Source organism: Terriglobales bacterium (genome assembly GCA_035561515.1).
Lineage (GTDB): Bacteria > Acidobacteriota > Terriglobia > Terriglobales > Acidobacteriaceae > DATMXP01.
On sequence record DATMXP010000022.1, the window covers coordinates 112,245 to 126,175 of the forward strand.

Below are 13,931 nucleotides of genomic sequence, written 5' to 3' on the forward strand. Positions count from 1 at the left end.
TATGCCTGTGAGCAAATTGCCCGTTAGCCTCAGCACCAGCCGTGGAAAGATCGTTCACGGGGACTCGCAACAATTCTGCACGAACGAACTCAAAGAAAAATCCGTTAACCTCATCATGACGAGCCCACCGTTCGGCTTGGTGAGGAAGAAAACCTACGGCAATGCGGACTCGTATCTCTATCTCGATTGGTTCCGTCCCTTTGCTACGGCGTTCAAGCGGGTTCTGAAGGACAACGGAAGCCTCGTTATCGACATCGGCGGTGCATGGATTTCGGGACAGCCGACTCGCAGCCTCTACCACTTCAAGCTTCTGATCATGTTGTGCGAGGAGTTCGGCTTCCATCTTGCACAGGAGTTTTTCTGGTGGAATCCAGCGAAGCTGCCGACTCCGGCAGAATGGGTCACCGTTCGGAGAATCCGAGTCAAAGACGCATTCAACTGTATTTGGTGGCTCTCCCCGACACCGTGGCCGAAAGCAGACAATCGTCGTGTGTTGCAGCCGTACAGCGACAGCATGAAGGGGTTGCTGAAGAACGGCTATAAAGCAAAGCTGCGTCCGTCAGGTCATGACATCAGTACAAAATTCAGCATCAATAACGGCGCATCGATTCCGCCGAACCTGATCGCCGTCGCCAACACCGAGAGCAACGGCTATTACTTGCGCTACTGCAAAGAGAACAACATCAAGCCGCATGACGCCCGTTATCCATCTGCGGTACCTGAATACTTCATTCGGATGTTGACCGATCCCGGCGATTTGGTGGTTGATCCGTTTGCGGGAAGCTGCGTTACGGGCGAAGTCGCGGAGCGTCTCAAGCGCAAGTGGGTATGCGTTGAACTCGAACAGAATTTCATCAAGGGTGCAAGGGGTCGCTTCGTAAATCCGAAGACCGAGAAGGTCGCTCAATCTCCGCTATTCGAGGTTGAAAAGAAGGATGGCGACTACTACAAGGTTCCCCGTCCGGGACTTTTGTGGAACGGATACCATGGTGAACCGCTCTCCGAAGATGGTGGCAAGAAACGAAAAATTTCCAAGAAAAAAGCTGACGCAAGCGCCAAAGCTACTGCCAACCTCTAAGCCGAAGCCCCTCTTCTAATGCGACCGGATCGGGACGATCTTGTGCCCGATCTGGAAGCACAATCTCTTCTCGCAGGTTCTCCTCGAAGCTGTCCCAACCACCGTGTCGATCAACTCTGCGCAGTCGGCGAAGAGCGGCAGCGTTCGTGTCCACGCTGTAGTCTGGTCTGATCCCGATCAACGCTCGGTCATACGCCTCATGGTGAATAGAGCAGAGCGCCACACCGTTTGCAGTCCGATTCGTTCCTCCAGCGGGAACTGGAATGATGTGAGCGGCTTCGACCAACTCCAGTTGAACTTCGCACACCGCACACGCATAGTCGTAAACAGTAAGGATGCGCGTCCTGAAGTTTTCTTGCCCGACTCGTTCGACGACTCTGCGAACTGCCTCACGACGACCGTGTCCGGCGACGTGATCCAAATCAACTTGAGCGCCACGTGCGGCTTCCGTTAGCACCGCCGACTCTTCTACATCTCCGGCGAACTCGTGCAGTGTTGCTTGTTGCTCAACGTAGTCCATGAATGCTTCAGGGGAGAAAGCAACAGCTATTTCCCCTCGTCCGCCTGTGGCTCTGCGGTAGATGCCAAAGCCGCCTCGTCCTGCGTCACGGATTGCTTCTTGTCGAATCTGAACGCTTGGGGAATGTCCCCACGCTCGTGGCCGACGTTGGACATCGAAGCCTGCGAACATCCTCGTCGGCTCATGCCACCCAAGCAGTAACGTCTGAAAATCCTGACCCAGTAGCAGCGGTGGATCGACGCCCGTCAGTTGGATTCTGAGTTCCCCTGCTGGACGGACGCCCCTTGGGCCTCCCGGCGTGAGTCGCCAGATGTATAGGAGCAGTCGGCGGATAGCTGAACCACGGAAAGCACGAATGCGTACCGGATGATCGTCATTCTCGAAGATCATCCGCCAGCCACAGTCGTAGATCGCATCTCGGACCCGATCTACAAGCAACCGTTTTTCCGCAGAAAGTGGCACGAATGCATGGTCACACATGCCACCGCTCAAGGCCAGACTTTTCCTGTTGCCTAAGTTTGGCCGCCAAAAGCCGTATGAGTAACTAGATGCTCGGATACGGACAAAACCAATTCGGCCTCGCCCCTTATGGCGACCCGTCGTTAATCCCTTTTGATCAACGCGGTGGTGTGAGCATGACGGAGATCCTCTCAGGCACCGTCAGTTCCACCCGTGAAATCACCGCAGCAGCGGGGGTGCGCCAAAGCACGTCCGGCTCGGCTGGCACGAAGGAAGGGATGAGCACCACAAGCGTTAGAACCACGGGGAGTCTGGACTAATGGCAACCACAAATTCAACAGTCGCAATCATCAAACCGAAGAACGATCAGTATGTCCAAGTGACGGGCCTTTCTATTGGCGGCAATCCCGTCACTGGCGCGACTGTCACGGTCACGCTCGTGGACGAGCGCGGAGCCATTGTCTCGGGCATCGAAAGCCTTCCTGTAACCGATATTTCAGGGCAGCCGGGCAATTATCAAGGCGTCGTGCTGTCGAGCTTCACCACTCCTCCCGGCGATTACGTTCTTCAGGTAACGGCGGTATCTGTTGATGGGGCTCATTACTACACAGAACAAGCGGCTCGTGTTCCATATTTCACGGCGAATGCCGTTGTTCCAGCCGACAACCTGACGACGGTTGCACGGCTGAAGGCTTGGTACAACATTCCGGCCGATCACAGCGATAAGGATTTGCTGTACCTGCGGCTGATCAGCAACTTCACGGCTTACGCCAAGAACGAATGTAATCGAACAGCGTTTCTCAGCCAGCCATATACGCAAAAGTTCAATGGTACTGGCAATTTCATGCTGTGTCCGAGGTTTGCTTTTCCAACCTCACCGATCACTGCGGTGACCAGTTTGACAGTGAACGGCACCACCATTCCTGCCGCACTCGACGACAAGCATTGCGGCTATGTCTTTGACGACTCCACCGTCTACCTGCGTGGCTACTGCTTCGACCGAGGCATCCAGAACGTCAGCTTGACCTACACGGCAGGCTTGACCTCGATCCCTGCCGAGCTAGAGCAGGCATGCCTCGATGCATGCGCTCGTTGGCTCAAGCGTCGTGATTTCATCGGGCAAGATTCCATCACCGCTGATGGACAGACGACACAGTTTGACAAAGATGATGTGCCAAACACCGCTAGGAACGTATTAGACCAATATGTTCGCCGTCGTTAAGTATTAAACAATATGCAACACGAAGCGATATTTCGAATGTTTTTGACTCCCTCAACTCCTGTTTATGGGTGGGTGTACCTAATCACCAATATGGTGAATGGGAAGGTATACATCGGCCAAACAACACGAACCCCTGAGCGATATTGGAAATACCAGCATTTGGGTTCAGTTCGATCAAAGCAGAAATGGGGCAAGTATCTCTATCAAGCGATTCGAAAGTATGGCAGGGACAAATTTACGTTTGAGATTCTTGCAGAAGCACCGGACAAGGCTTCACTGGATCATTTCGAGGATTTCTACATTCTGTCATTTCGGTCAATGGATCGGACACGAGGCTACAACCAAAGGCGGGGTGGGCATCGCGGGAAGCTATCAGCAGAACACGCCAAGAAACTGCGTGCATCAAGGGTTGGAGTTCCACGGCCAGATTTCAGTGAGTACCAAACGCTTCACAACGTAGCTACCCGCCCAGAAGTCGCTGCCAAAATTTCTGCTGCCTTGACGGGCAGAAAACAACCACGGAAACAAGTGGAACGTCGGGCGGCTGCTCTCCGCATGCGTTGGGCAATTACCCCGCGTCCACCAATTTCAGAAGAGACCCGGCAGAAAATGCGCGACTCCGCTAGAAACAGACGGTATCCCCAATGTCCATCGAAGTAAGCTTCAACGGGTCGAATGAGCGGGTTGTCAGCTACATCCGGAATACGGGCCGTAGGGTCGTCGTGGAACTGCTGCGCGAGATGGAGCGGCAGATGATCATGCTCCGCGACCGGGTAGTGGCGACAAAACTGAGCGGTCAGGTACTGAAGAACCGGACAGGAACTCTGCGTAGAAGCCAGCATTACAGCGTCACGCAGACTGAGACCAGCATTACAGGCATCGTCAGCACCGATCCGGCAGCCAGCAAATATGGCGCTGTCCACGAGTACGGCGGCAGCTATACCGTCCGGGCGCACTTGCGTAAAGGACATCTGGTGAAATCTCACACTGTCACGTTTTCGGAGCGCAGCTTCTTGCGGAGCACGCTGCGGGAAAGCACCCCCGGCATCATGGACGGGCTACGCGCTGCCGTACAACGGGCTATTAAGGAATCATAATGAACGCACCACGAGAAGACATTTACGCCGCACTTTTCACGCTGCTGAACGGCCTTGCGGATTGGAAGTTCACCGACCGCAAATATGTACCCATCAGCCAGATCGGCGATACCAGCTTTCCTGCCATGATGATGTGCCAGAAAGACGAGCAGCCAGAGGTCAATGGCCGAGGCATTCCCATCAAATGGCACCTGAATGTTGAGGTAGTGATCTACGTGGACACGGGCGGCGACCGAGAGGACATGGTACCGGCCCAATTGCTGAACCCATTGCTCGATACCATCGAGAATGCCATCCAGCCTGATCCCACCATCAGAGGGCCGCAGACGTTAGGTGGATTGGTCTCCCAGACCCGCATCAACGGCAAGGTTGAAACAGATGGAGGCGTCCTACTTAACCGTGGCTGGGCTGTTGTGCCTGTCGAGATCATCGTGCCTGCTTAAGCCTCTGCCTAAATCCCTGCATTCCTTCCGCAACACCGTATGAGTAACTGACGCCAATTAGGTGGCGGAAGGATTCATACATGATCTACTTTGCTAACGGCACTTTGTTTGGAACGCCTAACGCAGGCAACCTTGCACCCAACCCGACGCCGATGAAGTTCGGGTTCTTACAAGACATTTCAGTTGAACTCTCTGGCGACTCGAAGCAGTTGTTCGGTCAGTACCAGTACCCGGTTGACACGGCTCGTGGCAAGACCAAGATCACGTGGAAAGCAAAGTTCGCCCAAATTAACGGCAAACTCTTCAACGATCTCTTCTTCGCCGAGACGATGACGACTCCGATGAACCTCGTCGCCGTTGACGAAGCGGCTGCGATTCCGGCAAGCCCCTTCACCGTGACCGTTGCGAATTCCGCAAAGTTTGTCGAGGATAAGGGCGTCGTTGATGTCTCGACCGGACACCAGCTTGTCAAAGTTGCTTCGGCTCCCGCTACGGGTCAGTACAGCGTCTCGGCTGGCGTTTACACGTTTGCCGCTGCGGATACTGGCAAGGCTGTTTTGATCAACTACACGTACAACGCTGCAACTGGCGTGGGTATGCGTATTCCGATCACGAACCACTTGATGGGCTTCGGGCCGATCTTCAGCATGACGCTGACAAACGCCTACAAGGGGCAGAACCTCAGCATGACGCTGAATGCCTGCCGTGCAGAAAAGTTGGCCTTCGCTACCAAGCAGGACGACTACATGATCCCCGAAATTGACGGCTCAGCTTTCGCCGATGCCTCAAACAACATCGGGTACCTCGATCTCAGCGAATAACTAATCCTTCAAGGGGCTACGGCAAGTAGCCCCTACCACCTTCCGGAACCCGATCTGGCGTTCCTCAATTCATCTCAGGAAACCTACCTATGTCTAACGAAGTAATCGAATGCCTTTCTGATGCAGACATTGCCGCCGAAGTGCGTGCGACAAACAAGATCAAAGCTGTGCCTGCGCCTCCCGTTGAAGGACAGTTGTTCAAGCTGTGCGGTGTGGACGTTACCGTCCCCGCGCTCAAAGTTAAACATCTCGTGAAGTATGCCTCGCAGATGCAGCAGCTATCCAAGGTGACAAGCGATACCCCGCCTGAGGAAATCTTCCTCGCGGCTCTGCCGATCATCACCGCTGCCTTGCAGCGCAACTACCCAAGCCTGACCTCCGACGACGTGACCGAACTGCTGGACGTTGCCGTCCTGCCTGCCGTGACGATCTCGATCATGGGCGGCAGTGGCTACCGGGCACTCAAGCCGGGGGAAAAGTAACCGGAGAGGGACAGCCCAATTGGGGGTGGATATACAGCCACATCCAAGCCTCGACCGGAATGAATGCACGGGAAATAGACGAGTTGGAGTACAGCGAAGTAGCCGCACTTTTCGACTACTGGAAGGAAACTCCTCCGGCTCACATCCTCGTTAAAGCGTTCTTCAAGATGGGCGGCGAAGAGCCAGAAAGCAAAGAAATCACAGACGAACAGTTCAACGAACTGGCGTCGATGTTCCCAATAAAGCAGACGTAACATGGCCGACAATCAACTAGACATACGGGCAACAGCAGACTTCGGACAAGTAAATGAGTCGTTCGATGCTACTGCTACCAACACTCAGAGAAACACTGAGTCCATGCAAAGCGCATGGCAACGGTTGCGCCAGAGTGTGTCGTCCGCCATGAGCGGAGTCGCGTCATCCGTGCGTGAGGGTGCTACTGCCGTAAGTGCGGCAACCACGGAGATGAAAGAGAAGTTGGTCGAGACTGCGGAGGCAGCGAACCTTGCCAAGGGCGGGTTCAATGCATTCGGTGCAGCCACGGCTGTTCTCGGTGCTGGTGCTGTCGTCGGCATGTTGGGCGAGATGGCCCACAAAGCCGCCGAATCCGCGATTCAAATTGGAAACCTCTCTGACGCTACAGGCATTGCGGTCAAGTCGCTCTCCGAGATGCAGTACGTCGCTGCCCGTCAGGACGTGTCGTGGGAGAGCGTAGAGAAATCTATTCGCAAGATGACTGCCGCGATGGATGCGGCTCGTAACGGCGGTCAGCAACAGGAAGAAGCGTTCAAACGTTTGGGCGTGTCGATGGCCGACTTGAAATCGAAGTCGCCTGAAGAAGTCATGCTCAAAATCTCCGACTCGCTGAACAAGCTGGAATCTCCGGCTCAGCGTGCCCACGCTTTGACGACGCTGTTCGGTCGTGGATGGGTGGATGCCGCTACGTTCCTTCGTGGCGGATCAGACGAAATCAAGAAACTAATGGAGAACGCCGACGCGCTCGGCGGTGTCCTCAACGATGAAGCTGTTGCATCTGCTCGTGAGTTTGACGATGCGATGGACGACCTCTCACAACAGTTGAAGTCGCTTTCCATTCCCCTCATCGAAGGAACCAACTACGCCCTCAAGGGTCTGCTCACCGGGTTCGGTGCGCTTAAGGTCGGCATTGTCGTTATCGGCGACACGGTCGCTGCCTTCCTACTCACGCTTTATGACGGAGTGGTGGGCTCTGCGAAGGCTCTGGAGCGTTTAGCTCATCTTGACTGGAGCGGAGCAAAGGCAGCCGCATCGCAGGCTGCGGACAACATCAAGGGTAGCTGGAAAGCCGCTCTCGATGACATGACCGACTCCGCTGTGAAGTTCGATGAGAGCCAGCAGCGGCTATGGGCCAAGCCGTCACAACGCCCGAAGGACGGCAAGCTCGGACTCGCTGATGACAGCGGTGCTTCAAGTGCGGGTAAGGATACTCGCCTACAGCAGTGGCAACAGGAACTTCAGCAGAAGAAGGACGATGAAGACACCTTCCACGAGTTGAGCAAGGAAGCGGAAGCGCAATTCTGGCAGAGCAAACTCTCGAAGGTCAAAGAAGGCACCGAACTATACAAGCAGGTATCCCACCTGTTCCGGGAAGCTGAAAAAGCGGCGGACAAGGAATACCTCAAAGACGTAGACCAAGACGAACGGCTCAAGATTGAAGCCACAAAATCAGGCACACAGCAACGCATCAACGCGATCAACGATGCGATGAAAAAGGTCGAGGCGATTGGTGGCACCGAGACCGAGGCTTACAAGGGACTTCAGAAGGCTAAGGTCGAGGCTGAGAAGGCACTCCACGAGCAGGAAGTTAAAGACGCTCAGGATGCCGCCAAGCGTTTGCAGCAGATCGCTCAGACAACCGCAGAAGGCGAACTTGCCGCTGCCAAGTCAGCAGCCGACGCGAAGCGTCAACAGTCTGACTTCGAACTCCAACTCGGGCAGATCAACTCCAAGAAACATTTAGCGATGCAGAAGCAGGCGCTTGATGAAGAGTATCAGGCGCAGCTTCAGGCATTAGAGAAAGAGCGCGACCTGCTCAACAAGCTGAGCCCGGATTACCCAAACGAGTTCCTGAAGAACAAGAACAAAATCTCTGCCCTTGAAGCGCAGTGGCGTCAGAAGTCTCAGCAGCTTGATCAGAAATTTGTTCTCGACAAGCAGAAGACTTGGAACAGCTTCTTCAACGGTATCAGCCGAGGATTCAGCGGCACCATTCAGGGCATGATCCAAGGCACTCAGACGTTCGCACAGGGCATGGCGAACATGTTCACTAACATCCTATTGAGTTTCGTGGACATGCTCGTCCAGATGGGCGTGCAGTGGGTCGCTAACTGGCTATTCATGCACCTGTTCAAACGGTCGCTGGATGCCTCTTCAACTGAAGCGGCGATTGCAGCAGCATCCGCAGAGGCGGGTGCTAAAGGCACAGCGTCATTCGCTGGTGCGCCGTGGCCCATTGATATGGGCGCTCCTGCTTTCGGTATGTCGATGGCTGCGGCTGCGGCTGGCTATTCGTCCTACGGCTTCGCCGAGAAGGGCGCTCTGGTTCAGGACGATCAGCTATTCCAGCTACATAAGAACGAGACGGTTCTCCCGGCTGAAATCTCAAACCCGATGAGGGCAATGCTTTCAAAAGGGACTTTCGGTGGACGAGATCAGCAGATTACTTCGAACACCACCCTCAATATTCAGGCATATGACGGCACGAGCGTTAAGCAGATGTTCGAGACGCACGGCGATGTGCTCGGTCGAATCATGGTTACCAAACTCAAGAAGGCTGTGAAGAACGGCGAGTTCCGGGGGAGCATGTAATGAGCAATTCATTCTTCCCACAGGTGCCCGGTCTGGCATGGGACGTTAAGAAGAAACCATTCTTCAACAACATCATCCAGACTCCGGCCAATCTCCGGAATGAAGTCCGTGTCGCTGTCACAACGCAGCCACAATACCAGTTCGAATGCAATTTCGAGTTTCTTCGCCAAGACGGATCACGCGGTCTGTCTGAGCTATCGACCATCGAAAGCTTCTTCCTCGCACGTGGCGGCAACTTCGATTCGTTCCTGATCGACCTCTACAACTTCACCGGGGACGGAAACGACCATCAGGTGACGAATGCCCCTGCCATGGTGAACGGTGACGGCACCACGAAGATATTCCAGCTTGGCCGTACGTATGGCAGCTTCCGCGAGTCGGTCGATGCCGTGGACTCCGGAACCTTCCAGTTGTACGTCGGGGGAGTATTACAAAGCAGTGGCTACACCCTACAAAACAACACAGGGTACGTGACCTTCACTTCAGCGCCGTCGAACGGCGCGGTGATCACGTGGAGCGGCTTTTATTACTACCGCGTCCGTTTCTTGGAGAACAGCTACGAATTCAATTTGATGCAGAACAAGCTTTGGGAACTTCAGACCCTCACCTTCCTGCAAATCACGACGTAAACGACAGTTTGCAAATTTGTCGTCTACAGACCCCCACATTAGGAGCCCCTATATGAGTTTCACCGCAACAGACATTTGCCTTGATGGCTACGAAGACAAGCCATTCAGTTTCAGTTTTGACAGCCACAAAGTAGCTAAGCAGCTTCGAAGACTCGCAGACGACCTCGACGTTAGCCCGGCTGAAGACCCGAAGTTCCCCGTTGACCGCGAGTTCCTGTGCCTTCAAAGCGTGGGCCAGAGCGAAGAATCGGTACGGGACGATTACACCATCACCACGATCACATTCAAGCTCGTGAGAAACCGCACGAAGTAACTCAATGAAGACCGCTTCAAGCACGTTAATCGCTAATTTGGCCAACAACGCTGAGTTTTACAGAGCCGATCTGTGGACGATTGTCCTTCTGAACGGCTACGGAACGCTCCAGTACACGTCTTGGCCGAATCAGATAACGACGACCGACGCACGTACTTTCCTTCCCGGCCCTCCGAACTTCGTCCGTAACAGACTGACCTCCGAGATCGGGGTGAAGGTCACAACACTAAATCTTGAACTGCATGCCTCCGACACGAACACCATGCCGGACGGTACGCCCCTTATTAGGTTCATCGCTGGCGGTGGATTCACAGGAGCAACGTTGACGCTGGAGACAGCGATCATGCTCAACCCCGGCGATACGTCCGCAGGCACGGTGGTGGAGTTTGTTGGTGAGGTTGGTGGAGCAGACTCAATCGGTCGATCCTCAGCCAAGTTCACGGTCAACGCGCTGACGAACAGACTGAATCAGCAAGTGCCTCGCAACGTAATCCAGCCGTCTTGTCCTTTTACCTTGTTCGACTCAGCCTGCACGCTCAACCAAGCGTCGTTCGCAGTCAACTGCACGGTACTGTCGGGCTCTACGGCGAACCAGATCAATGCCAGCCATGGTAAGGCAGCCAGTTACTTCGCCCTCGGGAAAATACAGTTCACGTCCGGCCTCATGAACGGACACTGGTTCTCGATCCGCGACAACACCACATCGGCATTGAGCCCCGTAAAGAACATGGGCTTCACTCCTACGGCGGGTGACACGTTCACCGCATATCCCGGATGCGACAAGCTGCAAACCACTTGCAATACCAAGTTCAGCAACCTCGTTCATTTCGGTGGTTTCCCGTTCGTTCCGGAGCCAGAGGCAGGAATTTAAGCATGACTCCAGCAGAAGCAAAAACGGTTATCGAAGAGTCCCGTACATGGATCGGAACGCCGTATGCCCACATGGCGATGGTCAAGGGTGCGGGTGTCGATTGCGCCATGATCTTGAAGGCTGTGTACGAAAAAGTGTTCCCCGAACTGTTCGCGGGTGTCGAGATCGAATACTACCCACCGGATTGGCATCTCCATCGAGACGATGAACGTTACGTGGACAACATCCTCCGGTACGCCGAAGAGATTCCGGAGTCCGAAGTGCAGCCGGGCGACATCGTCGTCATCAAGTTCGGACGCAGTTTCGCTCATGGGGGAATCGTGACGGGATGGCCCAACGTCGTGCATGCCTACATGAATGCACGCTGCGTCATTGAAGAAGATTTTCTGAAGAACAAGGAACTGGCTGGACGCCCTCGGCGATTTTTCCGGCTGAAGAAGTGTAAGGAATAGCGATGGGACTCAGTAGAGGAAAAGGCGGCAAGAGTACACCACTGGCACAGCAGCAGACGATCCTGTCTGCGATCCGCGTGCAGACTGCGAACTTCGGTTCGGCAGAAACGCTGGTCTATGGTCAGCAGCGTGTCTCCGGCAAGCTGCTTGATTACACGGACTTCCTTCCCATTCCTCATACTTCTACCACTCGCACAGGAGGCAAGGGGGGCGGTGGTGGACAGACCACGACCACAACGACCTACACTTATCAAGCTGCATGCGTAATCGGTATCTGCGCAGGCCCGATCACCGCACTTAAAAATGTGTGGGACACCAAGGGCAAGCTGGCGTTGGTTTCTGGAAGCTCCACCTATACGATTCCGGTCGGCGGTGGGAGCTACACCCCGACAATCCCGAGCAGCGGTCAGTACCACGTGGATGAAGGCGCTGGATATTACTCGCCTTATAGCTTTTCAGCCAACGATTACGGCTCTGACGGATCAAGGCTTTACTCCGGCACACAGACGGTTCCCTTGCGGTATGTGGCTTCCGCTCCTGCGGCAGGTCAATACAGCGCGAGTGGGGGAACATATACCTTTGCTGCTGCCGACGCTGGCAAGCAAGTCGTTCTCAATTATGTGTATAGCGTCCCGGATTCTTCCGGCGATGCCTCTGCACCAGCAACCAAACTGAGCTTATCTCTGTTCACGGGCGACCTCGGCCAAGCGCCTTGGGGCTACATGTCCTCGAAGCATCCTGACCGCGCCCTCGGTTACTCGGGCATGGCTTATGTGGCCTCGTCCGCATTCGACCTTGGTAGCTCAGCATCACTGCCCAACTACAGCTATGAAGTCGCCGGACTGTTGCAGTTCGGGGCAGGCATCGTTGACGCCAATCCAGCGGATGTGGTCAACGACATCATCACGAATCCATACCACGGAACCACATTCCCGTCCGCTAACTTGGGCAGCCTCACGCAATACAGCAACTACTGCGTAGCGAATGGGCTGTTCCTGTCTCCCGTGATCGATTCTCAGACCACAGCCGGAGACATCATCAACCAGATCACCAGCCTGACCAACACCGCAGTCGTGTGGAGTGAAGGCAAGCTGAAGTTCATTCCTTACGGGGACACCACGGCTGTCGGTAACGGTGCGACGTTTACCCCGAACACCACTCCCGTGTATGACCTGACAGATTCGGATTTCATCTGCAATACGGGTGAGGAACCGATCACGATCAGCATCGTCCCTCCGGAAGAACAGTACAACGTCTGCAAACTGGAAATCCTCGACCGTTCGAATTCTTACAACCCGTTGCCCATCGAAGATAAAGACGACGCTGCCATTCAGGTAAACGGACTTCGCACTCAAAGCGTAATCACGGCGCATGAGATTTGTGACTCGGGCGTTGGCAAGAAGGTGGCAATGGCGATCAATCGTCGCACTTGCTACATCACTCGCCAGTTGCAGTTCAAGCTCGGTCTCAAGTACATCCTTTTAGAGCCCATGGATTTGGTCACGGTTACCGATTCCAGACTCGGGCTTAATCAGTATCCCGTTCGCATCCTCTCCATCGAAGAGGATGAAGACGGCTTGCTCCAGATCACGGCTGAAGAGTTTCCATGGGGAACGGCGACCGCGACCGAATATCCAGCACAGAGCCCGTCGTCTTACTCCCCGAACACGGGAGTCGATCCGGGAAGCATCAACACGCCGATCATCTTTGAAGCTACGGATCGCCTGTCTGAGTATCGCGGAAACGAGATCATCATCGCCGCATCCGGCTCCAACGCCAATTGGGGTGGGTGCAATGTCTGGGTTTCTCCCGATGGCACGACGTACAAGCAGATCGAAGGGGGAACAATCTCCAGTCCGGCTCGTATGGGCGTTCTGACGGCCCCATTGGCATCGGGCTCCGATCCAGACACGACCCACACTTTGTCCGTCGATCTGACGCAGAGTCGTGGCACGTTGAGTTCCGGCACTGTAGATGACTGCGACAACTTCCGCACTCTCTGTTGGGTGGACGGCGAGTTGATCAGCTATCAGACGGCCACTCTAACTTCCGCTTACCACTACAACCTTGGAACCAAGCTGCATCGAGGAGTCTACGGAAGCACGATTGGTTCGCATGCAAGCGGAGCGCAGTTCGTCTTTTTGGATGGCGCTGTCCTGAGCTACAACTACGACCCCACGTGGGCTGGAAAGACAATTTATCTGAAGTTTACGTCTTTCAATTCCTTTGGTGGGGGTGAGCAGTCGCTCGGCAGCGTGACGCCATACACGTTCACAATCCCCGGCGTTTACAAAGGAGCCGTTAATTCAGGTACGGGTGTCGTTGTGCCGACCTCGGTGGATTTCAGTCAGGGTTACGTAAACCAGACGCTTGACTACATTGCCGATGGCACAACCAGAAAACTTGGCAACGGCTACGTCGTAAAGAGCCGCACATCGAACTTTTCGACTGTGGCTTGGGACGTGAACCTAGTGAACACGGGCACGAGCACCGTCACGGGAACGCTCCCTGCGGCAGGAACGAACGATAACAACATCATCATCTTTAAGAAGGTTTCGGCGGACTCGAACACCCTAATCATTAACCCGATAGGTGGAGACACGATTGAAGGGACGAGCAACTTGGTACTGAACTACAAGAACAGTTGCGTGACCCTGATCAGCGACGGAACCAGCAATTGGGACATTTTGTAAGTGA

15 protein-coding genes are annotated in these 13,931 nt (G+C 54.6%); 14 read left to right on the forward strand and 1 reads right to left on the reverse strand.

Going from position 1 to position 13,931, the window contains the following annotated elements; translation table 11 throughout:
• The first annotated feature begins 1 nt into the window (after position 1).
• A complete protein-coding gene (locus VN577_10055) occupies positions 2-1,078 on the forward strand; it encodes a site-specific DNA-methyltransferase (protein ID HWR15162.1) in 1,077 nt (358 codons plus the stop codon).
• Here VN577_10055 and VN577_10060 read toward each other — a convergent pair.
• Entirely contained in the window at positions 1,062-2,036 is a 975-nt protein-coding gene (locus VN577_10060) for an HNH endonuclease (protein ID HWR15163.1), read from the reverse strand. The two genes, VN577_10055 and VN577_10060, sit on opposite strands and share 17 nt — an antisense overlap.
• 110 nt (positions 2,037-2,146) lie before the next feature.
• On the opposite strand from VN577_10060, the gene VN577_10065 reads away from it, so the two are divergent.
• The 13 genes from VN577_10065 (at position 2,147) to VN577_10125 (ending at position 13,927) form a co-directional block, all read left to right on the forward strand.
• The gene (locus tag VN577_10065; protein HWR15164.1) at positions 2,147-2,377 is read left to right on the forward strand and encodes a hypothetical protein; all 231 of its coding nucleotides are present in this window, start codon (positions 2,147-2,149) and stop codon (positions 2,375-2,377) included.
• Complete coding sequence (locus VN577_10070; protein HWR15165.1) at positions 2,377-3,279, forward strand: hypothetical protein; 903 nt, start codon at positions 2,377-2,379, stop codon at positions 3,277-3,279. The genes VN577_10065 and VN577_10070 overlap by 1 nt, the downstream gene beginning before the upstream one ends.
• A gap of 644 nt (positions 3,280-3,923) precedes the next feature.
• On the forward strand, positions 3,924-4,376 hold the full coding sequence (locus VN577_10075; GenBank protein ID HWR15166.1) for a hypothetical protein: 453 nt from the start codon (positions 3,924-3,926) through the stop codon (positions 4,374-4,376).
• Positions 4,376-4,819 carry a hypothetical protein gene (locus VN577_10080; protein HWR15167.1) on the forward strand — a complete coding sequence of 148 codons (444 nt, stop codon included), beginning with the start codon at positions 4,376-4,378 and terminating at the stop codon, positions 4,817-4,819. Before VN577_10075 ends, VN577_10080 begins: the two co-directional genes overlap by 1 nt.
• Positions 4,820-4,899: 80 nt before the next feature.
• The gene (locus VN577_10085; protein HWR15168.1) at positions 4,900-5,640 is read left to right on the forward strand and encodes a hypothetical protein; all 741 of its coding nucleotides are present in this window, start codon (positions 4,900-4,902) and stop codon (positions 5,638-5,640) included.
• Between the two features lie 89 nt (positions 5,641-5,729).
• Complete coding sequence (locus tag VN577_10090) at positions 5,730-6,122, forward strand: hypothetical protein (GenBank protein ID HWR15169.1); 393 nt, start codon at positions 5,730-5,732, stop codon at positions 6,120-6,122.
• A 59-nt stretch (positions 6,123-6,181) separates the two neighbouring features.
• The gene (locus VN577_10095) at positions 6,182-6,376 is read left to right on the forward strand and encodes a hypothetical protein (GenBank protein ID HWR15170.1); all 195 of its coding nucleotides are present in this window, start codon (positions 6,182-6,184) and stop codon (positions 6,374-6,376) included.
• 1 nt (position 6,377) lies between these two features.
• Positions 6,378-8,969, forward strand: a complete 2,592-nt coding sequence (locus VN577_10100; GenBank protein HWR15171.1) for a hypothetical protein — start codon at positions 6,378-6,380, stop codon at positions 8,967-8,969.
• Positions 8,969-9,598 carry a DUF2460 domain-containing protein gene (locus tag VN577_10105; GenBank protein HWR15172.1) on the forward strand — a complete coding sequence of 210 codons (630 nt, stop codon included), beginning with the start codon at positions 8,969-8,971 and terminating at the stop codon, positions 9,596-9,598. The genes VN577_10100 and VN577_10105 overlap by 1 nt, the downstream gene beginning before the upstream one ends.
• Positions 9,599-9,650: 52 nt before the next feature.
• On the forward strand, positions 9,651-9,911 hold the full coding sequence (locus tag VN577_10110) for a hypothetical protein (GenBank protein HWR15173.1): 261 nt from the start codon (positions 9,651-9,653) through the stop codon (positions 9,909-9,911).
• 4 nt (positions 9,912-9,915) lie between these two features.
• Entirely contained in the window at positions 9,916-10,782 is an 867-nt protein-coding gene (locus tag VN577_10115; protein ID HWR15174.1) for a DUF2163 domain-containing protein, read from the forward strand.
• Between the two features lie 2 nt (positions 10,783-10,784).
• Positions 10,785-11,234: a hypothetical protein gene (locus VN577_10120; GenBank protein HWR15175.1), complete on the forward strand. Its 450-nt coding sequence runs from the start codon at positions 10,785-10,787 to the stop codon at positions 11,232-11,234.
• 2 nt (positions 11,235-11,236) lie between these two features.
• Entirely contained in the window at positions 11,237-13,927 is a 2,691-nt protein-coding gene (locus VN577_10125; GenBank protein HWR15176.1) for a phage tail protein, read from the forward strand.
• Positions 13,928-13,931 lie beyond the last annotated feature (4 nt).